General features: G+C 70.2%; 26 protein-coding genes. 12 read left to right on the forward strand and 14 right to left on the reverse strand.

The window, feature by feature from the left end; genetic code table 11:
• The first annotated feature begins 503 nt into the window (after window positions 1-503).
• Both AC5L30_RS00005 and AC5L30_RS00010 read left to right on the forward strand, forming a co-directional pair.
• Window positions 504-1,037 (forward strand): hypothetical protein, encoded by a 534-nt coding sequence (locus tag AC5L30_RS00005; RefSeq protein WP_494864259.1) that lies wholly within the window; start codon window positions 504-506, stop codon window positions 1,035-1,037.
• Between the two features lie 53 nt (window positions 1,038-1,090).
• Window positions 1,091-1,975 carry a pyridoxal-phosphate dependent enzyme gene (locus AC5L30_RS00010; protein ID WP_494864261.1) on the forward strand — a complete coding sequence of 295 codons (885 nt, stop codon included), beginning with the start codon at window positions 1,091-1,093 and terminating at the stop codon, window positions 1,973-1,975.
• 77 nt (window positions 1,976-2,052) lie between these two features.
• On the opposite strand, the gene AC5L30_RS00015 is transcribed toward AC5L30_RS00010, so the two are convergent.
• Window positions 2,053-2,250, reverse strand: coding sequence for a hypothetical protein (locus AC5L30_RS00015; protein ID WP_494864263.1), 198 nt, complete (start codon window positions 2,248-2,250; stop codon window positions 2,053-2,055).
• Between AC5L30_RS00015 and AC5L30_RS00020 the strand changes: the two genes are divergently transcribed.
• From AC5L30_RS00020 to AC5L30_RS00030, 3 genes are all read left to right on the forward strand, one after another.
• Window positions 2,249-2,392, forward strand: a complete 144-nt coding sequence (locus tag AC5L30_RS00020; protein ID WP_494864264.1) for a hypothetical protein — start codon at window positions 2,249-2,251, stop codon at window positions 2,390-2,392. The two genes, AC5L30_RS00015 and AC5L30_RS00020, sit on opposite strands and share 2 nt — an antisense overlap.
• Before the next feature lie 98 nt (window positions 2,393-2,490).
• A complete protein-coding gene (locus AC5L30_RS00025) occupies window positions 2,491-3,681 on the forward strand; it encodes an MFS transporter (RefSeq protein ID WP_494864266.1) in 1,191 nt (396 codons plus the stop codon).
• Between the two features lie 65 nt (window positions 3,682-3,746).
• Complete coding sequence (locus AC5L30_RS00030) at window positions 3,747-4,376, forward strand: VOC family protein (protein WP_494864268.1); 630 nt, start codon at window positions 3,747-3,749, stop codon at window positions 4,374-4,376.
• Between the two features lie 64 nt (window positions 4,377-4,440).
• Here the strand turns inward: AC5L30_RS00030 and AC5L30_RS00035 are convergent, their stop codons facing one another.
• Window positions 4,441-5,049 (reverse strand): TetR/AcrR family transcriptional regulator, encoded by a 609-nt coding sequence (locus tag AC5L30_RS00035; RefSeq protein WP_494864269.1) that lies wholly within the window; start codon window positions 5,047-5,049, stop codon window positions 4,441-4,443.
• 116 nt (window positions 5,050-5,165) lie between these two features.
• Here AC5L30_RS00035 and AC5L30_RS00040 point away from each other — a divergent pair, with 116 nt between their 5' ends.
• Window positions 5,166-6,176 (forward strand): aldo/keto reductase, encoded by a 1,011-nt coding sequence (locus AC5L30_RS00040; RefSeq protein ID WP_494864271.1) that lies wholly within the window; start codon window positions 5,166-5,168, stop codon window positions 6,174-6,176.
• A 16-nt stretch (window positions 6,177-6,192) separates the two neighbouring features.
• On the opposite strand, the gene AC5L30_RS00045 is transcribed toward AC5L30_RS00040, so the two are convergent.
• Together AC5L30_RS00045 and AC5L30_RS00050 are read right to left on the reverse strand one after the other, a co-directional pair.
• Window positions 6,193-7,020 carry a GNAT family N-acetyltransferase gene (locus tag AC5L30_RS00045; RefSeq protein ID WP_494864273.1) on the reverse strand — a complete coding sequence of 276 codons (828 nt, stop codon included), beginning with the start codon at window positions 7,018-7,020 and terminating at the stop codon, window positions 6,193-6,195.
• Window positions 7,021-7,027: 7 nt separating this feature from the next.
• Window positions 7,028-8,608, reverse strand: a complete 1,581-nt coding sequence (locus AC5L30_RS00050; protein ID WP_494864274.1) for a helix-turn-helix transcriptional regulator — start codon at window positions 8,606-8,608, stop codon at window positions 7,028-7,030.
• 198 nt (window positions 8,609-8,806) lie between these two features.
• Here AC5L30_RS00050 and AC5L30_RS00055 point away from each other — a divergent pair, with 198 nt between their 5' ends.
• Together AC5L30_RS00055 and AC5L30_RS00060 are read left to right on the forward strand one after the other, a co-directional pair.
• Window positions 8,807-9,067 (forward strand): hypothetical protein, encoded by a 261-nt coding sequence (locus AC5L30_RS00055; protein ID WP_494864275.1) that lies wholly within the window; start codon window positions 8,807-8,809, stop codon window positions 9,065-9,067.
• Window positions 9,068-9,079: 12 nt separating this feature from the next.
• On the forward strand, window positions 9,080-10,213 hold the full coding sequence (locus AC5L30_RS00060; protein ID WP_494864276.1) for a cupin domain-containing protein: 1,134 nt from the start codon (window positions 9,080-9,082) through the stop codon (window positions 10,211-10,213).
• 48 nt (window positions 10,214-10,261) lie between these two features.
• On the opposite strand, the gene AC5L30_RS00065 is transcribed toward AC5L30_RS00060, so the two are convergent.
• The 6 genes from AC5L30_RS00065 to AC5L30_RS00090 all read right to left on the reverse strand — a co-directional run bounded on the left by AC5L30_RS00065 (window position 10,262) and on the right by AC5L30_RS00090 (window position 18,316).
• Entirely contained in the window at window positions 10,262-11,737 is a 1,476-nt protein-coding gene (locus tag AC5L30_RS00065) for a PepSY-associated TM helix domain-containing protein (protein WP_494864277.1), read from the reverse strand.
• A 148-nt stretch (window positions 11,738-11,885) separates the two neighbouring features.
• Window positions 11,886-14,009: a bifunctional copper resistance protein CopD/cytochrome c oxidase assembly protein gene (locus AC5L30_RS00070; protein ID WP_494864279.1), complete on the reverse strand. Its 2,124-nt coding sequence runs from the start codon at window positions 14,007-14,009 to the stop codon at window positions 11,886-11,888.
• Between the two features lie 58 nt (window positions 14,010-14,067).
• Window positions 14,068-14,631: a copper resistance CopC family protein gene (locus tag AC5L30_RS00075; RefSeq protein ID WP_494864280.1), complete on the reverse strand. Its 564-nt coding sequence runs from the start codon at window positions 14,629-14,631 to the stop codon at window positions 14,068-14,070.
• A gap of 22 nt (window positions 14,632-14,653) precedes the next feature.
• Window positions 14,654-15,868 carry a Dyp-type peroxidase gene (locus AC5L30_RS00080; RefSeq protein WP_494865291.1) on the reverse strand — a complete coding sequence of 405 codons (1,215 nt, stop codon included), beginning with the start codon at window positions 15,866-15,868 and terminating at the stop codon, window positions 14,654-14,656.
• Window positions 15,869-15,891: 23 nt separating this feature from the next.
• On the reverse strand, window positions 15,892-16,494 hold the full coding sequence (locus AC5L30_RS00085) for a copper chaperone PCu(A)C (RefSeq protein ID WP_494864281.1): 603 nt from the start codon (window positions 16,492-16,494) through the stop codon (window positions 15,892-15,894).
• Window positions 16,495-16,558: 64 nt separating this feature from the next.
• Window positions 16,559-18,316, reverse strand: a complete 1,758-nt coding sequence (locus AC5L30_RS00090; RefSeq protein WP_494864282.1) for a DUF8832 domain-containing protein — start codon at window positions 18,314-18,316, stop codon at window positions 16,559-16,561.
• Between the two features lie 343 nt (window positions 18,317-18,659).
• Between AC5L30_RS00090 and AC5L30_RS00095 the strand changes: the two genes are divergently transcribed.
• Both AC5L30_RS00095 and AC5L30_RS00100 read left to right on the forward strand, forming a co-directional pair.
• Complete coding sequence (locus tag AC5L30_RS00095) at window positions 18,660-19,646, forward strand: zinc-dependent alcohol dehydrogenase family protein (protein ID WP_494864284.1); 987 nt, start codon at window positions 18,660-18,662, stop codon at window positions 19,644-19,646.
• A gap of 118 nt (window positions 19,647-19,764) precedes the next feature.
• Complete coding sequence (locus tag AC5L30_RS00100) at window positions 19,765-20,166, forward strand: hypothetical protein (protein WP_494864286.1); 402 nt, start codon at window positions 19,765-19,767, stop codon at window positions 20,164-20,166.
• Window positions 20,167-20,454: 288 nt separating this feature from the next.
• Here the strand turns inward: AC5L30_RS00100 and AC5L30_RS00105 are convergent, their stop codons facing one another.
• The 3 genes from AC5L30_RS00105 to AC5L30_RS00115 all read right to left on the reverse strand — a co-directional run bounded on the left by AC5L30_RS00105 (window position 20,455) and on the right by AC5L30_RS00115 (window position 22,758).
• Window positions 20,455-21,060: a hypothetical protein gene (locus AC5L30_RS00105; protein ID WP_494864288.1), complete on the reverse strand. Its 606-nt coding sequence runs from the start codon at window positions 21,058-21,060 to the stop codon at window positions 20,455-20,457.
• A gap of 138 nt (window positions 21,061-21,198) precedes the next feature.
• Window positions 21,199-21,663, reverse strand: coding sequence for a hypothetical protein (locus AC5L30_RS00110; protein ID WP_494864290.1), 465 nt, complete (start codon window positions 21,661-21,663; stop codon window positions 21,199-21,201).
• A 27-nt stretch (window positions 21,664-21,690) separates the two neighbouring features.
• Window positions 21,691-22,758: an IS110 family RNA-guided transposase gene (locus AC5L30_RS00115; protein ID WP_494864292.1), complete on the reverse strand. Its 1,068-nt coding sequence runs from the start codon at window positions 22,756-22,758 to the stop codon at window positions 21,691-21,693.
• 295 nt (window positions 22,759-23,053) lie between these two features.
• On the opposite strand from AC5L30_RS00115, the gene AC5L30_RS00120 reads away from it, so the two are divergent.
• Complete coding sequence (locus tag AC5L30_RS00120) at window positions 23,054-23,278, forward strand: hypothetical protein (protein ID WP_494864294.1); 225 nt, start codon at window positions 23,054-23,056, stop codon at window positions 23,276-23,278.
• A 150-nt stretch (window positions 23,279-23,428) separates the two neighbouring features.
• On the opposite strand, the gene AC5L30_RS00125 is transcribed toward AC5L30_RS00120, so the two are convergent.
• A complete protein-coding gene (locus AC5L30_RS00125) occupies window positions 23,429-23,800 on the reverse strand; it encodes a hypothetical protein (protein WP_494864296.1) in 372 nt (123 codons plus the stop codon).
• A 249-nt stretch (window positions 23,801-24,049) separates the two neighbouring features.
• Here AC5L30_RS00125 and AC5L30_RS00130 point away from each other — a divergent pair, with 249 nt between their 5' ends.
• Window positions 24,050-24,532 carry a YxiG-like protein gene (locus tag AC5L30_RS00130; protein WP_494864298.1) on the forward strand — a complete coding sequence of 161 codons (483 nt, stop codon included), beginning with the start codon at window positions 24,050-24,052 and terminating at the stop codon, window positions 24,530-24,532.
• The last annotated feature ends 283 nt before the right edge of the window (window positions 24,533-24,815 follow it).

Genomic DNA, 24,815 nt, shown 5'->3' on the forward strand with positions numbered 1-24,815 from the left:
TTGCGGGCGAACTGGTGCGAGAAGTTGATCGCCTCGATCTCGATGCCGTTCATCGTGATGATCCGGCACCTGGTGTATGGATCGACCGCCTCCGGGTCGATCGGATCGACGTTCAGTTCACGCCAGTTGCGGATCTGGTTCTCGAGTGGGATTCCTTTGTGGTCGAGCGGATTGAACATGCCTCTCCTTCATGGGGGACGGGGGCCGTGCCGCCTGGGGTTGAGCGGCGAGGGAAGGGTCGAGGCCCTGTTGCTGATGCTCCAGGGCACCGTGTGACGGCGGCCGGAGGAGGGGGATCTGGTCGGTCACCTGCGGCCTCCGTCCTCGACGAGGGTGGTCGATCCGCCGCGTGTGCACGGCAGGGCTGACCACTGGAGGGCGCATGTCTTGACCCGATTGGCCCCCTACCCACCCCGAACGGTGGCAAACCAGGCGGTCATCCGGATCGAGGTCCGATGACGATTCGCGGGTGTGGGTGCCTGGGCCGTGGGTAGGGCTGAATCATGCTGAAGCGAGCGGTGTGGCAGGGCGTGGCGGCGGGCCTGGCCGGGGCGGCGGTGATGACAGCCGCCGAGAAGATCGAACAGCGGGTGACCGGTCGGCCCGACTCCTACGTGCCGGCCCGGGTTCTGGCCCGGCTGACCGGCCTGCCGGAATCCTCCCGGCAGCAGCCCCGGTGGCAGAACCTGGCAATGCACTATGGCCAGGGCGCGCTGGTTGGCGTGCTGCGCAGCGTCATGGCGCAGGCCGGGCTGCGCGGCGTCTGGGCCTCGACGATGTTCACGGCGGTGCGCCTGACCAACGACCAGATCCTGGAGAACGCCACCGGCGTCGGGGCGCCCCCACCGACCTGGCCCCGCCCCGAACTCGCCATCGACGTGTTGCACAAGTCCATCTACGCGTTCGCCACCGGAGCGGTGGCCGACGCGCTCGCCGCCCGCGACGGGGCGGGTCCCGGGCAGCGGCACGCGGCGCTCCGCCCCGGTCGCCATTCAGACGTCGGTCCGCTGCCCCGGGCAGCAGCACGTCGGGCATAGCCGCCGAGGACCGGGAAGCTGCGCACGAGGCTACGGAGTGCTTAGCTGCACGGATGATCACACCCGTTCCGCTCGGTACCTGGCCGACGCCCCTGGAGGCCGCGCCCCGGCTCGCCGCCCGGCTCGGGCTGGCCGAGCTCTGGTTCAAGCGTGACGATCTCAACGGCCTCGGCGGGGGCGGCAACAAGATCCGCAAGCTCCAGTACACCTGCGCGCAGGCGATCGCCGTCGGCGCCACCACGGTCATCACCTCGGGGGCGCCGCAGAGCAACCACGCCCGGCTCACCGCGGCCGCGGCCGCGCGGCTCAACCTCTCCTGCGTGCTGGTGCTCGCCGGCTCGCCCCCGGAGCGTCGGCGAGGCAACCTGCTGCTCGACGGGCTGGCCGGCGCGGAGATCGTCTGGACCGGAGACCGTCCGCTCGCCGAGGTGGTGGCGGCCGAGGCGGAGCGACGATCGGCGTACGTCATCCCGTTCGGCGGCACCTCGCCCGCGTCGACCCAGGGTTATGTGGACTGTGGTCGGGAGTTGCGGGCCCAGCTGCCGACCGTCGACGGGGTCGAGGTGGTGGCGGCGCTCGGCTCCGGCGGGACGATGGCCGGTCTGGTGCGGGAGTTGGGCGCGCAGCGGGTGGTCGGCGTGGATGTCGGCGCCGTGCCGGACCCTCGGGCGACCGTCGCCGGGCTGCTCGTCGGCGAGGTCGCGCCGGACGCGCTGCGGATCGACGGCACCCAGGTGGGTGCCGGGTACCGCACCCTGACCGACTCCGCCCGGGCGGCGCTGGAGGTGACCGCGCGTACGGAGGGGATCTTCCTGGACCCGACGTACACCGGTCGGGCGATGGCGGCGCTGCTGGCGGGCAGCTTCCCGCGCGGCGACCGGGTCGTCTTCCTGCACAGCGGCGGGCTGCCGGGGCTCTTCGGCCACCCCGAGCTGTAGGGGCACCGGCCGGGCACGCACTGCGGTGCCCTCCGGCGGGATCGCGCCGGAGGGCACCGCGCCGAGCTGTCGACGGATCAGACGCTGGCGAAGTGCTCGCGGTGGTCGCGGGCGAACTCGGCGAAGGTCCGCGGCTGCCGGCCGACGATTCGCTCGACATGGTCGTTGGTGAAGTCGCCCCAACCGGAGCCGTAGGCGACCCGGTACTCGGCGAGGACCTCGGCCGACCATTGGTCGAGGCCGGCCTGGAGCAGGCCGTCGCGTGCCTGCTTCATGGCGGCCTCCGACGGCTTCGTGCACCTGATCGAGCAGAAACTCGCCGACACGCTCGGTCCCGACCGGTACCGCGACTTCAGAGACGCGCTCAGCCGGGGCGTGGCGAGCCTCCCGGCGACCGGTCAGGACAACGACGGCTGAGCTGGCATGTGCCGGCGTCAACCGGGTACGCCGCCGTGGCCCGGGGGCCGGCGGAACGCCCAGGCTGACCGCCTTTCACGCAGCCGAGGAGCACCGAGATGCCTATCGCAGGGCGGGCCCGACTCGCGCCGACGGCCTCCCTGGTGCTGCTGGCGTCGATCCTGGTGTCGTTCCTGGCGGCGTCGGCGGCCCCGACCCCGCTCTATGGCCTGTACCAGGACCGCTGGCACTTCTCGGCGGTCACGACCACCGTGGTGTTCGCCGTCTACGCGCTCGCGGTGCTGGCCTCGCTGCTCACGTTCGGCAAGTTGTCCGACCACGTCGGTCGGCGGCCGGTGCTGGCCGTCGCGATCGCGGTGCAGATGCTCGCGCTTGTCGTCTTCATCTTCGCCAACGGTGTCCCGGCCCTGCTGGTCGCCCGTCTCGTGCAGGGGCTGGCTGCCGGCGCCGCCACCGGCGCCGTGGGCGCCGCCATGCTCGACATCGACCGTGCCCGGGGCACGCTCGCGAACTCGATCGCCCCTGGTATCGGTACCGGAAGCGGCGCCCTCCTCTCGGCGCTGCTCATCCAGTTCCTACCCGCGCCGACGCGACTGGTCTACGTGGTCCTCCTCGCGATCCTGCTGATCCAGGCCGTCGGGGTCGCGCTGATGCCGGAGACGGTCACCCCGGTGGCCGGAGCCCGACGCAGCCTGTGGCCGGACATCACGCTGCCCCGCTCGGTGCGCCAGCCGGTCCTGATCGTCGCCCCGGTGCTCTTCGCGATCTGGGCACTGGCCGGATTCTTCGGCGCGCTCGGCCCGGCGCTCGTCCGCAGTCTCATGAACACGTCGATCGTGATCGGCGGTCTGGTCCTCTTCGTCTTCGCCGTCTTCGGGTCGCTCGCCGTTCTGGTACAGCGCAACACCGCCGCGCGGACGGTCATCCTGACCGGGATCGTCGCGCTCATCCTGGGCATGATCGTCACGTTGGTGTCGGTCATGGCACAGTCCATCCCGGGCTTCTTCGTCGGCCTCGCGCTCGGGGGCGTCGGCTTCGGCAGCGGCTTCCAGGGCAGCCTCAAGACGGTCATGCCCCTGGTCGAGGCGCACCAACGCGCCAGCGTGCTGTCCGTGCTCTACGTCGTCTGCTATGTCGGCTTCGGTCTCCCCACGGTGATCGCCGGCTTCCTCGTGGTCTACGCCGGCGGCCTGCCGCGGACCGCCGACGAGTACGCCGTCGCCGTCATCCTGCTCGCGCTGGTCGCCCTGTTGGGAGTGCGCAGGGCCACCAGGAAGGCGCCGGGCTGATGCCGGAAAGCGGCGCCGAACAGGCACGCAAGCAGTAGCGTGATGATCAGGAGAAGGGGGCGGCGATGAGCCCGAAGGTTGCCCAGGGCGGCGCGAGCGCGACGTCGCGCATCGAGAACCTCGACGTCAAGCTTGAGGTGATCGTCATCCCGGTGTCGGATGTCGACCGGGCGAAGGCGTTCTACGAACGGCTGGGGTGGCGGCTCGACCAGACCCCGCCCGGCATCGTCCAGTTGACCCCGCACGGTTCCGGATGCTCCGTACAGTTCGGTCCCGGGCTCACGCCGGCGGCACCCGGCTCGGCCATGGCGTACCTGATCGTGTCCGACATCGAGGCCGCCCACGACACCCTCGTCGCCGCCGGTGTCGAGGTCAGCGACGTCTTCCACGTCAGCCCGGACGGCCCGGTCGACGGGCCGGACCCGCAGCGGCGCAGCTACTTCTCGCGCGCCACCCTGCGCGACCCGGACGGCAACACCTGGCTGATGCAGGAGATCACGACCCGGCTTCCCGGACGCATCGAGGGTGGCCTCACGTCGTTCGGCTCCACCAGCGACCTGGCGAGCGCGCTGCGGCGCGCGGCCGCCGCGCACGGCGAGCACGAGAAACGCACGGGCGAACATGACGAGAACTGGCCCGACTGGTACGCGGCGTACATGGTGAGCGAGCAGTCGGGGGCCACGCCGCCCGAGTGAGCCCCGCCGACGCTGGCTGCCCGCTGCGTCCGTGGCGTGGCACCGTGGCCTGACCGCTGGCCGGTCAGCGCAGCCCGCGAATGAGGTTGTCGACCAGGGTGCGGGCGAAATCCTCGGTGAGCGGCAGGTCGGCGATGAGCAGCCGGTGGTAGCAGGCGCCCCAGAGCTGGTCGACGACGGATTCCGGGTCGATGTCGGCGCGTAGTTGCCCACGGGCCACGGCCCGGGTGAGGGTTTCGACGGCGAGGGCCCGCCGGGGGCCGGAGTAGCGCTCCCGGTAGGCGGCGGCGAGTTCCGGGTCGGTCTGGGCCTGCCCGATGAGTTGGCTGATGACCCGCCCCGCGGTGGTGTCCCGCACGAGGTGGACGAAGGCGACGAGCTGGTTGGTCAGGTCGGCGACGATGTCGGCGGTGTCGGCGAACGCCAGGGTGGGCGCTACGACGGTGAAGTAGCCGTCCAGGGCGAGCGCTCCCTTGGACGGCCACCATTTGTAGATGGTCATCCGGCTGGCTCCGGCGTGGGCCGCGACCTTCTCGATGGTGAAGCCGGCCATGCCCTCGGCCAGCAGGAGTTCACCGGCGGCGGTGAGGATCTCGGCGCGTACCTGATCGGCGGGGCGACGCCCGCGACCACGGCGCGCGGGCGTCTGGGCATCCGGCGTGAGCTCGGCCACTGATCCTCCCGATTATATGGACACGCTGTCTACTGGCTGGTTATATGGACACAGCGTACACAGCGGTGCCCCGACACCACCACGCACCGCGACGACGACCGAAGGAGACGAGGGACATGACGGGTCTACGACGGCGACGGTTGGGTGCCTCCGGGCCGGAGGTGTCGATCATCGGGCTCGGCGCGATGGGCATGTCCGACCTGTACGGGCCGGCCGACGAGGCGGAAAGCGTCGCGACGCTGCACGCGGCGATCGACGCCGGCGTGAACCTGATCGACACCGCGGATTTCTACGGGTCGGGTCACAACGAACTGCTGATCGGCCGGGTGCTGCGGGAGCGCCGCCGCGAGGACGTGGTGCTCAGCGTGAAGTTCGGCGCCCGCCGTACGCCCGACGGCGGCTTCCAGGCGGCACCGTACGACGTGTCGGCGGCGGCGGTGAAGGATCGGCTGGCGTACTCCCTGCGCCGGCTGGGCACCGACCACATCGACATCTACCGGCCGTCACGGATCAACCCCCAGGTGCCGATCGAGGAGACCATGGGCGCGCTGCTCGAGGTGCAGCAGGCCGGCTACATCCGGCACATCGGGCTCTCCGAGGTGGGCGCGGACAGCATCCGTCGGGCCGCGGCGCTGGCGCCGATCAGCGACGTGCAGATCGAGTACTCGCTGCTCTCCCGTGGCCCCGAGGCCGCGATTCTGCCGACGCTGCGTGAGCTGGGCATCGGGCTGACCGCCTACGGGGTGCTGTCCCGAGGTCTGCTGAGCGGCCACTGGTCGGCGGAGCGTGAGCTGACCGGCACGGACTTCCGGGCGAACAGCCCACGGTTCCAGGGCGAGCACCTGACGGCCAATCTGCGCCTGGTGGACGCGCTCGGCCGGGTCGCCCAGCGGCTCGGGGCGACCACCAGTCAGGTGGCGATCGCCTGGGTGGCGGCCCAGGGCGAACAGATCGTGCCGTTGGTCGGGGCGCGACGGCGGGACCGGCTGACCGAGTCGCTGGCCGCGGTCGACCTGGCGCTGGACCAGGACGCGTTGGACGAGATCGAGCGTGCCGTGCCGGCCGGTGCCGCCTCCGGCCAGCGGTACGCCACTCCGATGATGGCCCTGCTCGACAGCGAGAAGTGAACCCCGGCGGGCGGGGTCAGGAAGCTGGTCGCCAGACCCAGTTGCGGCGTTCGTAGAGCGGCACCAGCCCGGCCCGGCGCAGGTTGTTCAGCGACGGGTTCTGCTGACCGGGCGCGGGCTTGCCGGTCTCGGCGAACAGCCACCGGCATCCCGCCTCGGCGGCGGCTCGGGCGCGGGCGGCGATCAGCGCCGACTGCGCCCCGAGGCCGCGGTGACCGGAGGCCGTCGCGGCGGCGTTGAGCGACGCGGCCCCGCCGTGCAGGAACAGGTTGCCGCCCGCGACCAGCTCGCCGTCGTCCCAGGCCGCGTACGGTCGCCACGCCGGCCGGCCGACCGTCGCGGCCAGCATGTCGGTGAGCCCACCGGACGGCATGCCGAACCCGGCGAGCAGCACATCGGCCCAGCGCCGCGCCTCGGCGGCCGGCACCGGGGCGACGCGCAGGCGGGTCTGCGCGCCAGTGACGTCCTCGGGTCGGGCGGCGAGCTTGACCCAGGTGCTTCCCGGCTCCAGCCCGCGTGCGGCGGCGATCTCGTCGAAGCCCGCGGGCAGCACCGACGGAACGAGCTGGAGGACAGCCTGGCCGACACCCTGCTCCCGGTAGAAGTCGAGGACGCGATCCAGGGTCTGCACGGTGAACGGTTCGGTGGTGCCGAAGCCGAGGGCCTTGCTCCAGTACCCGCCGGAGGGATCGTTGCGCATGGCGAGGGCGACACCGCCGCCGATGCGGGTGGTCGCGATCCCAAGGTCGGTGTACGTGGGTCCGGGTGCCTGTGACTCGTAGGAGTGCATGAATTCGCACTCCACGGCCTCGGCGAGCGGGGTCAGGTCGGCTGGCGCGGTCATCGGCTGATTATCGTCTGGTCCGTTCCCAGGCCCGCGCCAACTGCATCCGGTTGTGGATGCCGAGCTTGTGGTATATGGACCGGAGTTGAGTATCCACGGTGTGGAAGGAGACGAAGAGGCTCCTGGCCGCCTCCTTCTTCGTGGCGCCGGCGGCGAGCATCTCGGCCACCCGCTCCTCGGCGGGGGTGAGCGCGTTGATGCCCCTGCCGGACGGCTCGTCGAGCGACGGCCGGTGGCGCGGGGTGGCGGCGAGGTCGGCGCAGCGCCGGTCGGCGATCGCCTGGTCGCCAGGGGCGCCGATCCGGGCGTAGAGGGCAGCCGCCTCGTGCGCGGCATCGCGCGCCGCCCCGGAGCGCAGCCGGGGGCTGTTCGCGAGATCGAGTAACGCGTCGGCCAGCGCCGGCCGGGCGGCGGTGGTGCGCAGCTGGTCGACCGCCGACCGGAGCGCGTCCGGGTCACCGTCGCGCAACCCTCGACTCTGGTCGGCCAGCGCGCGCCACAACGGCACCGGCGTACGGGTGGACACCAGCTCGACCAGTTCGGTGACCCGACGGGCGGCCTGGGTGTCGCCAGCGGCCACCGCCGCGCGTACCAGTCGGGGGCCGAAGTGCGGCACGGGCAGGAGCGGCCGGACCGACCGGTGCAGGTCGGCGACGACCCTGGTGAGCAGACCCGCCGGCGCGCTGAGGGCGGGATCGCGGACCGCCACGCAGAACGCGGGAGTCCACATCGTACGGTCCGGCCAGCGATCCTCGGCGAGACAGGTGCGGAGGATGGCGCGCGCGTCGTCGTGTTCGCCGCGGCGGTAGCGGACCTCGCCGATCACCGCGACCAACAGCGCACGCACCTCCCTGCTGAGGTCCGCCGAGCCGGAGCTGAGCGTCGTGACGGCCAGCGCGGCCGCCTCGGGAAGCTCTCCCACGGCCACCATGCGCAGGCAGTCCAGCGCGGTCAGCCCGGTGAGCGGGGCATCGGTCTCGTCGGGCGCCTGGCGGCTCGCGGTCCGCGCGTCCTGGTGCCGGCCCAGGCCGAGCTGCACGAGGATCCGTTCGGCCCGGATGGACGGGGCGTCGGCTCGTGCCGCCCAGGAGTCCGGATTCAGGGTCGCCAGCACGGCCTGGGCGCCCGGCAGATCACCGTGCGCGAGCGCGCGGGCGGCCCGGCCGAGGGCGAGGTGACGAGCGGACGACTGGTCACCCGAGGTGGCGTGCGCGGTGCCCGCGTCGCGGAGCAGGGCATCGGTGTCCGGATGTCCGGTGCGGGCCGCGATCGTGGCGACCAGGGCGAGCAGGGTGCCGCGGCTGCGGGCGTCCAGTCGGAGGTTCAGTGCCTCCCGCAGACCGGCGAGGGCGATAGTCGGCTGCTCCAGCGCCACGATCTGCGCCAGGCGACCGAGCAGGTGGGCGCGGTGGCGTTCGCCGCTGCGGCTCGTGGCGATCTCCGCCGCGAGGACGTGTAGCGCCTCCATCCCGCGCCCGGCGAGCCGGAGCTGATCCGCCGTGGCGAAGAGCCGGTGCCGTCGTTGCTCGGTGTCGGCGGCGATGTTGTCGGCCGGGAGCGTTCCGGCGTTGAAGGATGATTCGGACAATGGCGTTCTCCCCGGTTGTTACCAGGCGCGTCGAAATGCCGTCCTGCGACCGAGCCTAGCCAGGGCGGCAGGTGCGGGCGAGCAGATCGACGAACCGGCGCGATTGCGCGCAATGGCCCCTGCCGTCCGGGATCTGTCGAACGGTAATGGCGCGATCACGTGATGTGACGGCCGGTGCTCGGCACCGATTATCGAATCATGGCTCAGCTCACCGAACTTCCCGGTCTGCGGCGGCTCCGGGTCGTCCTGCTGATGTTCGTCCTCTTCGCCAGCACCGGCGCGGGTGGTCACCCTCCGGCGTGGGCCCGCCTGGTGCTGACGGTGACCGCGGCGGCGATTCCGCTCGCGATTGCGGTCCAGTACGGCTGGCCCGGAGTGCGTGTCCTGTTGGGGATCTCGTCTCGGCTACGGCTGCGGGGCGGATCCGTTCCCGCGCCCAATCCGATCCAACCCGAGTGAGGAGCAGCGACCATGGCGAGCAGCAATCCCGAGCCGCGGCGCGGCGACCAGGGCGCCCCGCCCTTCGCGGGCCGTAACGTCGAGCTGGAGCGGCAGAACCCGGACCTCCTGGTGCCGCCGACGACCGACAGCCGGCTGGTGCCCAACCTCAAGTTCTCCTTCTCCCAGGCGCACACCCGGGTGGAGAAGGGCGGCTGGACCCGCGAGGTCACCAGCCGCGACCTCCCGATCGCCAGCCAGTTGTCCGGCGTGCAGTTCGGTCTCGAGCCGGGCGCGTACCGCGAGATCCACTGGCACCAGCAGTCGGAGTGGGCGTACATGCTCAGCGGCAGTTGCCGGATCAGCGCCGTCGACCACGAGGGACGCAACTTCATCGAGGACGTGAAGGCGGGCGACCTGTGGTTCTTCCCGCAGGGTGTGCCGCACAACATCCAGGCGTTGGAGGACGGGGCGCAGTTCCTGCTGGTCTTCGACGACGGCGCGTTCTCGGAGAACAACACGTTCCTGCTCAGCGACTTCTTCGCACACACGCCCCGGCACGTCCTGGCGAAGAACTTCGGTTGGACGTTGGAACAGATGGAGAACCTGCCCGAGCGGGAGAAGTACATCTTCCAGGGCGACGTCCCACCGCCCCTGCAACAGGACCGGGTGGTCAGCCCGACCGGCGACATCCCACGAAGCTTCAAGCACCGGATGCTCGCGCAGACCCCGCAGCGTTTCCGCGGTGGAACGGTCCGGATCACCGACTCGACCAACTTCGCCGCCTCCGTGACCACCGCCGCGGCCCTGGTGGAGGTCGAGCCGGGAGGGATGCGCGAGTTGCATTGGCACCCGACCACCGACGAGTGGCAGTACTACATCTCCGGCACCGGGCGGATGGGCGTCTTCGCCTCGCAGGCCGCCGCTCGGACGTTCGACTTCCAGGCCGGCGACGTGGGTTACGTCCCCTTCGCGTACGGCCACTACATCGAGAACACCGGCGAGGAGCCACTGGTGTTCCTGGAGATGTTCCGCCATCCCCGGTTCGAGGACATCTCGGTGATGCAGTGGATGGCCAACACGCCCCACGAGGTCATCGCCGACACGATCAACGTGCAGAAGTCGATCGTCGACAGCTTGCCGAACACCAAACAGGTCGTGATCTGAGCGAGGTGTCCGGCCGTCCGTCGTGGAACGGACGGCCGGGCCGGTGGGTCAGCTCCCGGCGGGTGCCGGGGAGGTGGGAGCCGCGGCGGGTCGTCGGCGTCGAGAGACCGCCCCCACCACGACGTCGATGATGAGGAAGGCGAGCAGGGTGAGCCCGAAGAGGGGCAGCGCCCAGCCGATCGCCACGGTCACCGGCACGCCGATCAGCAGTGCCCAGAGCGGCAGGCCGCGTACGCCGCCGCGGGCTGGTGGGGTGCCGGCGAGGGCGCGTCGGTCGGCGCGGGTGGGTCGGCGTTGCCACCACATGCGGTAGCCCCAGAAGATGACGCAGAGCAGCCCGAGGGCGAGCGCGGCGAGCAGGATCTGGTTGACCAGGCCGAAGAGGATCCCCATGTGGGCCTGGATGCCGAGGCCGCTGAGCTTGGCCAGCAGGGGCCAGTCGGCGAAGTCGCTGCGGGCGGTGACCGTGTCAGAGGCCGGGTCGACGGCGATGCGGTCCTTGTTGACCGGCCAGGTGTTGTCGACCTGCGTGACGGTCCAGGCGGAGCCCGGCTCCGGCGCGGGGCTGATCTCGACCGGACCGGAGAGGCCGGCGTCGCGAGCGACTGCCAGGACCCGGTCGAAGGCCGCCGACTCGACGACCCCGCCCGCCCCGGCGGCACCGTGATCGTGGCCGCCGCCGGTCTCGGCAGGGGCGGTGGGGCCGGCGGTGAGGCTCGTGGAGATCTCCGGAGTGCGGGCGCTCAGCGCGTCGAGGCCGGCGGCGAAGTTCGCGCCGGCGTAGCGGGACCAGGTCAGGCCGGTGAGCGAGAGGAAGAGCAGTCCGACGGTGAGCCAGATGCCGGTGGTGGCGTGCCAACCTCGGGTACGGCGGACGCCCTTTGCCGTGGACAGGTCGGGCACGAGCAGATGCCGGGCGGCGGCTCGGGCGGCGCCGCGTCGACGCCACCAGAGAATGACCCCGCCGAGCGCCATCACCCACAGCCAGCTCGCGGCCAGCTCGGAGTAGTGCTCGCCCACCGTGCCCAGGTGCAGGTGGCGGTGCAGGTCGTCCAGCCAGGTGGTGGCCGGCGTGGACCCGAACCAGGTGGTGAGCTGCCCCTGGGACTCGCCGGTGTACGGGTTGATGTAGACGGTGTGCTGGTTCTCGCCCAGCTCGGGCAGGGAGAACACCACCTTGGTGGTCTGGTCACCGGCGCCGGGTTGCACGGTGGTGATGCTGCCGTCGGGGTGCGCGTTGCGCGCGGCCCCGATCTGCTCGGCCAGCGGGAGCTGACGGTCACCCACCTGGGCGACGGTCAGCTGGTCGCCGTAGAGGATGGCGTCGAGTTGCGGGGTGGTGGTGTAGGCCAGCCCGGTCAGCGCGGCGATCACCAGGAACGGGGCGACGAGGATGCCGGCGTAGAAGTGCAGCCGCAGCAGCAGCGCACCGAACGGCGACGTGCGCCGGGCCGGCCGGGCCGGTTTCTCGGCGGTCGTGGAGGGTTCCGGCGTCGGCGTGCCGGACAGTTCGGTGAGAGACATGGTGATCCGATCGGAAGAGTCGGGAGCACCCGGAGGGTGTTTCCCGTACTGGTCTGGTCGCCCGGTGAGGTGTCGCGTCGGCCCTGACTGGTGGTCGGGGGAGAGACGCCGGTGGTTCCCGGCGGAGGTGGAATATCGGATCCCAATGTCAGGGCTGGTCGGGTCGGGCCGTGCGGCGCGGATCGCTGTCGGCCCGTCCGGCTGCGGCGAGGAACGCGTTGTAGCGGGCGAGGTCGTCCTCCGCCCCGGTGGCGTCGGCTCGGTCGGCGGCGCGGTCGAGGCGGCCCTGTTCCCGCTGGTCGGCGCGAATCCACTGGCGAATCAGGACGATCATGACGACGACGGCGGGCAGCTCTCCGAACGCCCAGGCGATGCCGGCGCCCAGCTGCTGGTCGGCCAGCAGCGACGACGCCCAGGTGGGGTGCACAGCGATGTACCAGTCAGGGGCGATGACGGTGGTCGTCTGCATGAGGACCAGGCCGAAGAAGCCGTGCGCCATCATCGACGCCAGGTGGATGATCACCAGCAGGGGATGGGGAAGGCGTCGACGGCCCGGGTCGACTCCGATGAGCACCCAGAACAGCAGATAGCCCGCGACCACGAAGTGGGTGAGCATCGCGAGGTGACCGAGGTGGGAGCGCATCAGCACGCCGAGCAGGTCGCTGAAGTACAGGCCGAACAGGCTGGCGGTGTAGATGCCCAGCGCGACGAGCGGATGCGTGAGCACTCTGGTGGCGCGGCTGTGCACCGCGATCAGCAGCCACTCCCGGGCACCGCGTACCCGCGGGTCGGCCGGTCGGCGCAGGGCGCGTAGGGCGAGGGTGACCGGTGCGCCACCGACCAGCAGGATCGGCACCAGCATCGACAACACCATGTGCTGGGCCATGTGGGCGCTGAACAGCACGTACGCGTAGCGAGCGACACCAAGGTTGGTGACCGCCGCCAACAGGAACAACCCGCCCACCCAACTCGCCGTTCGGGCGACCGGCCAGCCGTGCCCTCGCGCGTGCATCCGCCGCACCCCGGCCAGGTACCCGCCGATACCGAGAGCACAGAGGGTCAGGAAGAACATGTCCGGCAGCGGCTGCCCGAGCAGGCGTCCCGCGCTGGGCGCGGCGGGCATCGGGAAGCCGAGCAGCTCGGTGATCGGGTCGGCGTCGATGCCGGCTTCGGCGACGGGAGTGGGGCTACGCGACAGCGCCACCGCCAGCCCCACGGTGGCGGCGAACACGATCAGCTCACCGGCGGCCAGTCGGCCGAACGCCCACCGCCGTCCGGCGCGCAACGCCGGCAGGGTGCGGGAGCGGTGTATCGCGCCGAGCGCGCCGAGGATCAGCAGGGCGGCGAGCTTGCCGACGACCAACCAGCCGTAGCGGGACTGCCAGAGCTGGTCGACGGCACCGAGACGGACGGCGGCGTTGGCCACCCCACTCACCGTCACGGCGACGAAGCAGCCCAGAGCGAGGCGGCTGTACCGGACGGCGGCGTCGGCCAGCAGCCGGCTGCGTCGCACCATCAGCAGGGCGACGAGTCCACCGCTCCACACCGCGGCCGCGAGGACGTGCAGGGTCAGGCTGGTGACCGCGATCTGGTGATTGCCGGCTCCAGCGGAGTGGCCGGTGAACGCCGGAGGCAGCACCGCGACCAGAGCCAGGATCGTGACGGTCGCGGCAAGCCCCCGGGACAGTCCGACGCGTGCCAGCCACGACACGGTCAGGGCAAGCCCGGCCTGCAGCATGAGCGACTGCCCCTGCGAGATCGTGGTGGCGAAACTGACGACCGTCGTGGGCTTGAGCGTCTCCAGCGGTTGGCCGAGCAGGTCCGAGACCGTCAGCACCATCAGCGACAGTGCGGTCATCGCCCACGCCAGCGCCGCGAGGCTCGCTCGTCGTAGAAGCAGGTAGCCGTGGGGCGAAACGGTCCGTCCGTCGCCGGGCAGCAGGAACGCGGCGGTCACCAGCATGCCGACGGTCACGGTGGCGAGACCGTCGGACAGCAGCCGGACCACGGGTAGTGCCCAGGTCGTGCTCGGCCCCGCGTCGGGGAGGCCCGGGATCGCGGCCGTGAGCGCACCACCGACCCGGAGGCCGAGCACCAACAGGATGACCCCCGACGCGACGGCCGCGACCGTGACCAACCAGCCGGATCCCCTGGGAGCCTTCGGTCGGACGGCGGACAGGGCCGGACCGGTCGGGGTTACCGAGGCGATGGCGACGGTGCGGGCACCGCCCGGATCGTCGGCGGCGAACTGCCGTGGTGCTGTGTGGGACACGTATCTACCTTGACTGGTGAGGTGATGGTGCGACCCGACCGCACGGGGGCGGGTCGGATCAGCGTCGGGCAGCCCGTCGCCACAGCAGCCCAGCCGTCGTCAGGACGAGGGCGGCCAGTGCGGCACCGGCGACGAGTACACCAGCGCTCGGACCGCCGTCGGGCGCCTTCGCGGCGGCGGACGGGGCGGGCGCTGAGGCGCTGACGTTGGCAACCGGCGCGGCGCTGGAGGTGGGATCAGCCACCGTGAACGGGTACGACCCCTGAACCGGGTGCCCGTCGGCGGAGACGACCCGGTAGGCGACCGTGTACGTCCCGTTCGGCAGGGTGTCGGTCACCTGGACCGTGCTCCTCGCTCCGGTGACCACTGGTTCGCCGGTGGAAAGCTTCCGCTTGGCGGCGTCGGTGAGCACGATCGTGGTGAACGTCGGGTCGAGCCGCTGCATGAATTCGAGCGTGACCTCGGTCGGTGCGCTCGGCACTGTCGCGTCCCGAGCGGGCGTGGCCGTCCGCAGCGAGTTGTGTGCCCAGGCCGGGCTGGCCGGGATGAGCACCGCCACGACGACAGCGAGCACCGCCGCGCCGAGCCGGACGGCGGTGGGGCGGGACGACGGTTCGGTCATGACGAAACTCCGGTTGGCGTGGTCATCCGAGCACCTGCTCGCCGACCCAACCGCCGGGTGGACATCCGGGCGGGATGGCGAAGACGGCGGACCCGATCGGCGTGGTCCACTCGTTGAGCAGATCCCGGTCGGCCAGCCGGCGTTGGATGGGCAGGTACTGCCGGGCGATGTCGGCCTGGTAGGACGCGAAGATCAGACCGGTGTCGGCCTGGCCCTCGGCGGTCGGCACACCGTCGTAGTTGTAGGGACGGCGCAGGATCTTCAGCCGGTCGTCGGTGACGTGGGCGCGGGTCAGGTGAGAGAAGTCGGGGATGACGGTGAGACCGTCGGCGTCGGTGGCGGCGAAGTCGGGTTCGTCGTGCTCGGCGGTGCCGGTGAGCGGGGCGCCCGTGTCGAGCCGCCGCCCGACGGCGAGTTCGCGGTCGGTCCGGCCGAGCAGGTCCCAGGTCTCCATGTTCATGCTGATCCGCCGCACCACCAGGGTGGTGCTGTCGCGCAGCCACGCCGGGCCGTCCGGCACCCAGAGCGCGGTGTCCATGGGCGCGCCGGGTCGGGGGTTGGCGGTGCCGTCGAGCTGACCGAACAGGTTGCGTTGGGTGTGGCCGCCCGGTTCGACACCGGGGCTGCGCCGAAAGCCCTGCTGGACCCACCGGACGGTGGCGAACGGTCGGCTGTCCTTGATCAGGACCCGTTGGGCGTGGGCGACGGTGATCGCGTCGTCCGCACAGATCTGCAGCAGCAGGTCACCGCCGGACCAGGCCGGCTGGAGCCGGTCGATGCGGAACGACGGCAGGTCGGTGACCGATGCCGGCCGGCGGTCGTCGACGCCGGCCGCCCGGTGGAGGCCGGGCCCGAAGCCGAAGGTCACGGTCAACCGTGCGGGCAGCAGCCCGAGTTCGGCCTCGGTGTCGGCCAGAGCAGGTCGGCCCTGGGTGAGCCGGGCGGCGTCGTCGGTGAGCAACCGCAACATCCGACCCAGCGCGGCCCGATCGACGCCGGCCCGCAGGGTGAGCGCCACGAATGACGCGTGCGCCTGCGGTTCGGTGGCCACCCCGGCCTGCCGGGCGCCGTGGAACGGCTCGATCAGGCCACCGACGGCCGCCACCGGCGTCGTGTCGGCAGCCGTCGCCGGCGGTGGTCCGGTCCTCCCGACACGGGTAGCGGCGATCGCGGCGCCGCCGACCACGGCACCGCCGGCGGCCAGGGCTCCGCCGGTGAGCAGGCCACGCCTGCTCACCGGCCCGGCAGGTGGCGTGTCGGTCACGATGCCGGGCTCATGCTCGTCCCCGGCGTGGAGCTCATGCCGGTCATCGGCTCGCCGTGCCCGGGGGCATAGCTCTCCTGCGCACCGGTGAACGGCTTGGCCACGGCGGTGAACTGCTGGGTCTTGCCGTCGGCGAAGGTCAGCGTGAAGGTCAACTCGTCGCCGGCCTGAACGGGCTGGGTGAGATTCATCAGCATGAGGTGATCGCCGCCGGGCTCCAACGCGTGGGTGCTCTTGGCTTTGATCACGATGCCGCCCTGCTTTGGCCGCATGACCATCTTGCCGTCCTTCACGGCCATCTCGTGCAGCTCCATCGGAGAGAGGGAGGTCGTGGCACTCGTCACCGTGACATCGGTGTCGCCGTCGTTGACCAGGGTCCCGAAGGCTGCCGTCATGCCCTTGTCGGCCGCCTTCACCCACGGGTCACGAATGCCGAGCACACCAGCGTCCGGGTTGGCCGAGGTCGACGCGGACGAGCCCGCCTGCGCCTTCGACGGAGAATCCGACGAGCCACAACCGGCGGTGCCCACCGTCAGGATCGCGGCGGCGAGGATGGCGGCCGAGCGGCGGCGTGAAGCGTTCGGGCTGGTGGTGCGCATGTTTCTTCCTCCGATGGTTGCTGCTGGGAGGTTGGTCGGCCGCAGCAGGAGGAAAGTTCCGGGCTCAGGGCACGTTGATCGTGAACTCCCCGGTGTGCACCTTGCCGGCGACCTGGAAGTCGAAGAAGGCCCGGTACCGGCCTGAACTCGGTGCGGTCAGCCAGAACTTGACCGTTCCGTCGACCAACTCCGACTCGGGGTGGACGTGCACGTAGCCGAGGTCGCCCTCACGAACGACGACCAGGTGCCCGTACGCGCCCAGGTATCGCTCCAGTTGCGCGGGCGTGGCCGAGTCGGCGCGGTTGACCTGGAAGTGGATCGGCGCCGTCACCCCCACCGTCGGGGTGCCGGTCATCGACACCGCGTACGGACCAGCCGTCGCTTGGGCCTGCGCTGGCGGCAGCGCGGTCGGGCTGTGCGCGCCGGGCACCGTGTGGTCGACGCCCAACACGAGGGGCTGCTGGGTGCCGTCGGCCGCGGTGACGGAGAAGTCGGCGTAGACGCGGTAGCCGCCGGGACGGGCCAGCGTCAGGGGGACGCTCCAGGTGCCGTCGGGTGCCATCGTCGGGTGCAGATGCTGGTAGCCGGACAAGTCGCGGCCCACCACGATCAGGTGTAACGGCTTGTCGTGGACGACCGCGAAGCGGGTCGCCGGCTGCCGGTCGGTCCCGACGATGCGGAACCGGTAGTCCGCGCGTACGCCGGGCGGTTGGGACCGCTCCAGTGGTTGCAGGGTGTACCCACCGGCGCTGACCGTCGTCCCGGTCGCCAGCGTCTGGCCCGTCGCGTCGTCACCCCGATGCGTGTGCGGGCCGGTCCCTGGTGAGTGTTGGTGCCCGTCGCCTGCGGACGTCTCCTGGCCTGAGGCAGGCGGTCCGCCCGCTGCCGGCCGTGCGGTGCCGGTCGCCGGACGCTGGTCGGCGGTGGCGACACGGGCCAACCCGAACCCGGCCAGTAGGGCCACCAGCAGCCCACCGACGAACAGCGCCAGATGGGTGTTGCTCAGCCGGGACCCCGGTGTGCCAGCGGCGACGTCCAGGTCGGGCCGTTGCCTGCCCGCGGTGGTGGGCGCGCCGACACCGCCGCCGCGAGGGGCCGCACCGGTTTTACCGCCGACGGTCTTGCTCTCGGAACGGGCAGCGGCGCCGCGTCGGCCGGCCGTCGCCGCCGAGGTACGGCCCCGGCCGGCGGGTCTGCCGGTGCGAACCGTTCGGCGACGCCAGCCGACGAATCCGGCCACCCCCACCGCCACCACGACCGCGACCGCCCAACCGGTCCAGGCCGGTGCTCCGGGGTCACTCTCACCGGTCGACCCGGTCGACGGAGCCGCCGCAGCCGTCGGGGTCGACGGGTCGGCGGGCGTGGTCGGCACCGCCGAAGCCTGCCCGGACGTCTGGTGCTGCTCGGTGGCCGCCAGCAGCGCCGGGTCCGGCTGGGTCGACGGCGGGTTCCACCCCTGCGGGGCCGCCGTCACCGGCCCGTTGTAGCGAAACGTCATCGTGCCCCGCACGGTGTCACCGTCGGACGCGACCGACAGGTAGCTCACCGAATACTGGCCCTTGGCGGGCAGATGCGAGACGGCCACGACCGCCGGGAATCCGGTCGTGTACTCGCGTGGCTCGAACTGCCCATTGACCAGGAAGTACTCGCGCACCGGCTTGTCCAGTTGCTTCGGCTCCCCGTACGACCAGCCGTTGTCGACCCGGGTGCCGCCGGGAGCGGTGATCGTGAAGTACGCGTTGGCGGCGGCCTTCTCGGTGAAGAAGAGATGTACCGACGTCACCGGCTCGCGCACCGTGGCGCCACCCGCTGGCGTGGACATGGCCAGGGTCCCGTGAGCTGCGGCGGGCTGAGCGGACGCGAGGAGAGCGACCACTGAGGCGAGGAGGAGCGCGAGGAGGCCCGAGACCATCCGCCCAGGAATCTGAGGGTGACGACGCATCTGAATATCCTCACTGTGCCGAGACTTTTTACAAGAGGTGACGATCTTTTTCCTCAGCTGGCAAAAGCTGACCAGCCATGACGGCTGGTATCCGGGTGGTCGGTCGGGTCGGCCAAAAGTTCCGGCGGTGCCGGCGCAGGTGACCCCTGCGGAAGCCGCCCGGCCGGCGGTCCGGTCGGATAGCGTCCACGTGACGTCTCGACCACGGAGAGTGTGGATTGTCATGCGTGCTGCGGTGCTGCGGGAGTTCGACGCTCCGCTGACGATCGAGGAGATCGATCAACCCACTCCCAAGGCGGGGCAGGTGCTGGTGCGGATCGTCGCCAGCGGGGTCAACCCGCTCGACACGAAGATCCAGGCAGGTAAGGCCCCGCACGCGCGCGTCCAGCTGCCCGCGGTGCTCGGCCTGGACCTTGCCGGCGTCGTCGCGACGGTCGGCACGGGGGTGACCGGCTTCGAGCCGGGAGACGAGGTGTACGGGCTGTGCGGGGGCGTCGGCGACCTGCCGGGCTCGCTGGCCGAGTACGCCGCCGCAGACGCCCGGTTGCTGGCCCACAAGCCGAGAAGCCTCTCGATGCGGGAGGCCGCCGCGCTGCCACTGGCGGCGGTCACCTCCTGGGAAGGGCTGGTCGACCGGGCTGGGGTCCACGCCGGGCAGAAGGTGCTGGTGCACGGCGGTGCCGGCGGGGTCGGATACGTGGGTGTGCAACTAGCCCAGGCGCGAGGCGCCGAGGCGTACGCCACGGGCGGGCCGGCGAGCCTGCGGGTGATCGAGAGCCTGGGCGCCGTGCCGATCGACTACACCGCGAGCAACGTCGAGGAGTACGTCGAGAGGTACACCGGAGGCGAGGGCTTCGACATCATCGTGGACAACGTCGGTGGCGCGACGCTCGACGCGTCGTTCGCGGCGGTACGCACCTATCACGGGCACGTCGTCAGCGCGCTTGGCTGGGGCTCACACTCGCTCGCCCCACTGTCGTTCCGAGGTGCGACCTACTCCGGCGTGTTCACCCTGCTACCGATGCTCACCGGGCGGGGCCGCGAACACCACGGCGGCATCCTGCGCGAGATCGCGACGCTGGCCGACGCCGGCGCGCTGCGCCCCCGACTGGACGGGCGCCGGTTCACGCTCGACACGGTCACGGACGCCCACCACCTGGTCGCCGACGGCACCGCCGAGGGCAAGGTCGTCGTGGACGTCGCCGGTTGAGCCGAGCCGTTCGTTCACACCGAAGGCGTCCACTCCCGGCGAGACCAGGTGGATGTACGGTCCATCGCCATGAGCTATGACCTGATCTTTGTGCCCCGAAGCGACGAGCAGTCCTGGGATGATGCGTTGGACGCGGCAGAAGAGGCCGACAGCGACAAGCGGCCAAGCGGCGAGGCTTGGGCCCGACTGGTGGCGGCTCGGTGAGGTTTCCGTCTTCGAGGGGGCCCACAACTACGAGCTAACCCACGAGCCGACTGGAATCCAGGTCAGCTACTACCCAGAAGAGGCTGGGATCACGGTTCCCTACTGGTACCGAGGCGGAGATGCTCGGGCGGTCGTCACGGCGATGTATCAACTCGGCGACGCCGTCCAGGCGGTCACGGGCCTACCCGGGTACGACCCCCAGCTGGAGTTGCCGTTGTCGGGTGCCGTCACGCAGATGGAGCTTGCCGTCAGCGTCTTCGATGAGGTCGCGGCGTCCTTCGCGGAACGAGGGATTTCCAGCCCCAGCAATGGCTGAGTGACTATCTGGGTGACGACGGGCACGAGCGGCGGCGGACGTGCACGGACGATCGTGGACCGTTGTCGCAGGTACATGCCCAGGGCAGCGCAGGTCAGCGAGCCGTGTTGGTTGCCTGGGGGTCAAGGGGTCGTCGATTCGCATCCGGCCGTCCCGACGCAGGTCAATGGCCATTCGGAATCTTCCGGATGGCCATTTCTGATCTTGTACAGCAGCGAAGTACAGCAACGGCATCAAGACCTGCGTGACAGTTCAACGAGGCTTCGTGCCGGCCAGCTACGAGGTTGTCTATTCCGGGACGACTCTTCCTAGCTCTGACCGGAAGTCGCGTACCTCGCGCGGGTTCCCTTCCTCAACAACCACAGCCCCTGCCGTGCGGTCAGCCAGAGCCTTGTCTCCCGCCACCGCCGCTGCGAACGCTGCTGCTTGCAAGGGTGCGGTGCCCCCGGGATACACATGCCGGAACGCCCCCCATGACCCCTGTCGGGCATGGACTTCGGCCGCCCACCGGCCGAAGGCGTGAAGGTCTGCGGCGTGACACAGGAAGGCGACGCCGGGTCCGGCGACGTCATCTATCAGCTCTGCTGGCAACGGTTTCTCAGATGCGGGGCGCGGATAATCGTTGAGTTGGCGGATCGGCTCAAGGTGAGTCCATAGCGCGTCGCGGCGGAACTCCACGAGTGGTTCCGGCAGGCCCACGATCCGAACGCCGAGGAACACCTGGATCCCCTTCCTGGCGGGGTCGCCCCACCGAGGGGTGTAGAACCGCATCTCCCGTAGGAGACCGTTGTCCGCCCGCGTGCAGCTGTTGCCGTGGCGCTCGAAGCCAAGCGGCGCCAGGACGTCGCGATGAAGACGGTTCACGGCACGGGGGAGGCTCCAGCGACCGGGCACCCCTGAGATGTTAGGGCCAGCCAACTTCTAGCCACGGTTGTCACCCAGGTCCCGAGACTGATCCGACACGGAGGTCGTGAGACCTGACAGCCGTTTGCCGACACCGGACTGCCGGCGATGTTGACGCTCCTATTTCCGTCAAGCGGTCAGGGTGAACCGATCATCCGTGGGTGAGTAGATGATCAAAGGGTGCTGCGGGTTGTCCTCCGGTGTGAGGCGCACTGGCTTTCCGAGGTGGTGTCCGAGGCTGCGCATGAAGCAGCACAGGAGGTCCAGTTGGTGCTGGCCCTGTAGATCGTCGCGGTCGAAGTCGAACACGACCTCGCCTTCGCTGAAGAAGTGGGTGTTGGCCCGCAGGTTGGGCGCTGGCCAGATGCGCATGGTGATGAGCGCCTCGGAGGTGCGGGCGAAGATCTCAGCGACCTGCTGCGGTAGTGGCAGGGAGTGGTCCTCGACCGTGTAGTCGAACCGCCATCCCTGGGATCTCACGAGGTCGATCATCCGTTGCCAGTCGGCCTCGTTGGCGTCGAGGACGTATGCCTCAAGTGCCGAGCAGTCGGACGCGAACCATTCGGCGACATCGTTCCAGGTCAGGTAGTTCACTCGGACATGATCGTCCTTGCGGAGCCTTCAGGCACGCTCGACCGGGTGGTCAGCTGTGAGCAGTCGGTAGGCGTCTCGGGCGATGTAGCGCTTGAGGCATCGCATGATCTCGGTCTTGGTCTTGCCCTCTGCCGTGCGGCGGGTGACGTAGTCCTTGGTGGGCTGGTGGCAGCGCATGCGGACGAGGGTGATGCGCCAGAGGGCGCGGTTGGCGTCGCGATCGCCGCCACGGTGTAGGCGGTGGCGGTCGGTCCGTCCGGAGCTGGCCGGGATGGGGGCGACGCCGCAGAGCCGGGCGAAAGCCCCTTCGGAGTGCAAGCGGTGAGGGTTGTCGCCGGCGGTGACGAGGAGTTGCCCGGCGGTGTCGACGCCGACGCCAGGCAGCGCGACCAGATCCGGGGCGGCGGCGGTGACGAGGGCGGCCAGGTGGCTGTCGAGGTCGTCGATCTCGGCCTGAAGAGCGAGCCAGCGTCGGGCGAGGCTGCGCAGAGCGACTTTGGTGGCGGTCGCCGGATCAGACACCGTGCCAGGCATCAGAGCGGCGCAGACGCGGATGCGCTTCTTGCCGGCCAGCCCGCGCACCAGTTGTCTCACGGGTTCGGGGGCCGAGACGATGAGCGATTCCACCTGGCCTCCGGCCTGAATCCGAGCCTTCATCGCTCCGCGGCGGGCGACGCGCAGAGCCCGGATCATCTCGACTCGGGCGTGACGGGTCTTCGGGGTGCCGCTGGCTCGGCCCGACAGGACCGCCCGGGCGGCGGACTCGGCGTCGATGGTGTCAGTCTTGCCGACTCGGCGGCGGGTGGAGCGGTCCGGACGGTCGACCTCGACCACGGTCAGGCCGTAGTCAGTCAGGATCCGCAGCAACCCGGCGCCGTAACTGCCGCTGCCTTCCAGGCCGACTTTGACAACCGTGCCGAAGGACTCAGCCCAGGTGGCGAGCTGCGCGTAGCCGCGCATCGTCGTCGGAAAGCCTCTGGTGCCCAACACCCGACCGGTTTGGTCCAACACCGCCGCGACGTGCACGTCCTTGTGCGTGTCGACCCCGACGGTTACATCCTGGTCCTCGCTCACGCTGCCTCCTACCTGCTGCATTGACGGCAAGGCTCGACCACCGAGCACGAGGAGGACGCTGGACAGAACGGGGATGAGGGACGAACCCGAGCTCCTAATCAGGTCACCACGCCGGCCCGTGCAGATGCCGAGAGAGTGGCTGCGCGAGCCATCCCGCCAGCCGACGATCCGGGCGAGCCGAGCAAACCACCGCCCGACCCGCCAGCGTCCGACCGTGCGTCAAGGCCGTCTTGACGTGGCGGGCCGGGCGGCGGCCCGCTCCCCAGGAGGACGGGTCGACGGCAGACGGGATGGCAGTTTGGGCCACGTATTCTGCGTGGCTGTGGAGCTGGACGGTCCGACGCGAAGCAGAGCGCTGGCCCTCGTTCGTGAACTGCGCGATCCCGCCCTTCCCGACGAGGAGACCGGGGTGCGAGTTGACGAGCTGGAACGCATCCTGTGTTGCCCACACGTTGTCTCCCTCATGTTCTTCAGGGAACCCGAGTTGAGAGACGAGGAAGTAATCGAGGAAGCTCTCAAGTACCAGCCGTTTTCCCTCTAGGTGCTTGGGCAGACGAGCTGGGTGACCAACTGGGTGACGACGGGCGCGGGCAGTGCCGGATGCCCATGGACTCCGGCGGACCCTATGGGCAGCTCACCCCGTTGTTGGCGCAGCTCATCGCCGGCCGATGGTTCCTTCGGGACGAAGAGGTCAGTCCTGGCCCGTCGTCTCGTTGGAGTGCCTGAAGCGCTGGTCAATCCCGATGCAGGCAACAACGGCAGACAGGTCGTCGGTGAAGAAGAGTTGGAAATGGTGGTCCGGGTCTGTGACCTTGACCCAGCCCAGGCGCACAGGCTGATCCGTCGCGTCATGCAGGCGTTCGACGCCTTGACGGAAGCTGAGCGTGGCGATCCCATGCTGTCGGCAGTGCCGCTCCCGGCGGTCGTAGATGCGGGCGTAGTGGCTTGCCGGCAGGGCACCATCCGTGATGGTGAAGTCCGCACCACGATCGAGCGCGTTTCGGCACATCGCGTCGGCGCTGCCCTTGCCCGTCAACAGAGCGATCAGTCGATGCCGTTCCACGCGGACGACAGTACCTGGGCCACGCCGAGCGACGCCCATTGTCCCGTTCGGCCAGCGTCGTGCCCGATCCGTGCCCGATGCAGCGGTCAACACGGGGCCACAGAGGCACGGACCTGGCCGTGATCAACGTTTGGTAGCGATGTCCCAGGTGACGCGACTACCCGACGTGCAGGATCAACACGATTCCCAAGCTGACATTGCTCGACCGTCCCCGCCAGGGCAGTGTTCCGACGGGTGGTAGAACGGGGCATGGAGATCGCGCAGCTCAGCCAGGCGTTGGATGACATCTTCGATGGCGCGATCGTGCATCACGGGTACACCGACTACATCCGCGATTACGAAGTCATCGTCTACGTCACCGCAGACCCGCGTACCGGCATCCCACCCGTCCACCTCCGCTACCTCTTCAAGTACTGCGTCGCCGCTGAGGTGCAAACGGCGGTGAGTCCCGAGACCTGGCGTTGCTCGCTCGACGAGCGACTGATCGACCGGGAGATCGGTCCGGACCTGGACGGCTTTGTGTGGGCGGTGCGCTGGCAGCCGCTCTACCCAGGTGCGGAGGTGGTGGCAGACTCCGAGCGTGCCCGGTCGTGGGCTGACAAGATCGGCGTTCCCTTTCATGAGGTCCGCTTCAAGATGAACGCTCACGCCATCACTCTCATCTTCAGCGGCCTTGATGTGACGGAGGTGCAGGAGGGCTACGCACCCTTCACGGTCACTGAGGACGACTGATGCAAGGACCCTGCAACTCGCCCGGGGGTGACTAACTGGGTGACGATCGGGACGGACGCCAGCGGACGAGCAGGGATACTGATGGACGGTTCCAGCAGTTCAACGCCCGTGAAACGGCAGGCCAAAGCCCCGTGTTGGTTGCCTGGGCGTTAAGGAGTCGGATCATCTGCTGGATGGTCGCAAAGGGACGACTGCGCGGCTGCCTTCATGGCCGCTACCGCTTCCTCTGCCTGGTCATTCGTTGCGCCCCATCCTGCGTACAGCTCTAAGAAGCGATCGCCCA

The organism is Micromonospora sp. BQ32, assembly GCF_059358895.1.

Coding starts and splice junctions, on each gene's coding strand:
- AC5L30_RS00025 (WP_494864266.1), top strand. CDS start 2,491: ATGCCTATCGCAGGGCGGGCCCGACTCGCGCCGACGGCCTCCCTGGTG.
- AC5L30_RS00090 (WP_494864282.1), bottom strand. CDS start 18,316: ATGTCCACGCCAGCGGGTGGCGCCACGGTGCGCGAGCCGGTGACGTCG.
- AC5L30_RS00130 (WP_494864298.1), top strand. CDS start 24,050: ATGGAGATCGCGCAGCTCAGCCAGGCGTTGGATGACATCTTCGATGGC.
- AC5L30_RS00055 (WP_494864275.1), top strand. CDS start 8,807: ATGGCTCAGCTCACCGAACTTCCCGGTCTGCGGCGGCTCCGGGTCGTC.
- AC5L30_RS00060 (WP_494864276.1), top strand. CDS start 9,080: ATGGCGAGCAGCAATCCCGAGCCGCGGCGCGGCGACCAGGGCGCCCCG.
- AC5L30_RS00030 (WP_494864268.1), top strand. CDS start 3,747: ATGAGCCCGAAGGTTGCCCAGGGCGGCGCGAGCGCGACGTCGCGCATC.
- AC5L30_RS00075 (WP_494864280.1), bottom strand. CDS start 14,631: ATGACCGAACCGTCGTCCCGCCCCACCGCCGTCCGGCTCGGCGCGGCG.
- AC5L30_RS00095 (WP_494864284.1), top strand. CDS start 18,660: ATGCGTGCTGCGGTGCTGCGGGAGTTCGACGCTCCGCTGACGATCGAG.
- AC5L30_RS00085 (WP_494864281.1), bottom strand. CDS start 16,494: ATGCGCACCACCAGCCCGAACGCTTCACGCCGCCGCTCGGCCGCCATC.
- AC5L30_RS00005 (WP_494864259.1), top strand. CDS start 504: ATGCTGAAGCGAGCGGTGTGGCAGGGCGTGGCGGCGGGCCTGGCCGGG.
- AC5L30_RS00015 (WP_494864263.1), bottom strand. CDS start 2,250: ATGAAGCAGGCACGCGACGGCCTGCTCCAGGCCGGCCTCGACCAATGG.
- AC5L30_RS00115 (WP_494864292.1), bottom strand. CDS start 22,758: ATGCAGCAGGTAGGAGGCAGCGTGAGCGAGGACCAGGATGTAACCGTC.
- AC5L30_RS00010 (WP_494864261.1), top strand. CDS start 1,091: ATGATCACACCCGTTCCGCTCGGTACCTGGCCGACGCCCCTGGAGGCC.
- AC5L30_RS00100 (WP_494864286.1), top strand. CDS start 19,765: ATGATGCGTTGGACGCGGCAGAAGAGGCCGACAGCGACAAGCGGCCAA.
- AC5L30_RS00040 (WP_494864271.1), top strand. CDS start 5,166: ATGACGGGTCTACGACGGCGACGGTTGGGTGCCTCCGGGCCGGAGGTG.
- AC5L30_RS00020 (WP_494864264.1), top strand. CDS start 2,249: ATGGCGGCCTCCGACGGCTTCGTGCACCTGATCGAGCAGAAACTCGCC.
- AC5L30_RS00045 (WP_494864273.1), bottom strand. CDS start 7,020: ATGACCGCGCCAGCCGACCTGACCCCGCTCGCCGAGGCCGTGGAGTGC.
- AC5L30_RS00065 (WP_494864277.1), bottom strand. CDS start 11,737: ATGTCTCTCACCGAACTGTCCGGCACGCCGACGCCGGAACCCTCCACG.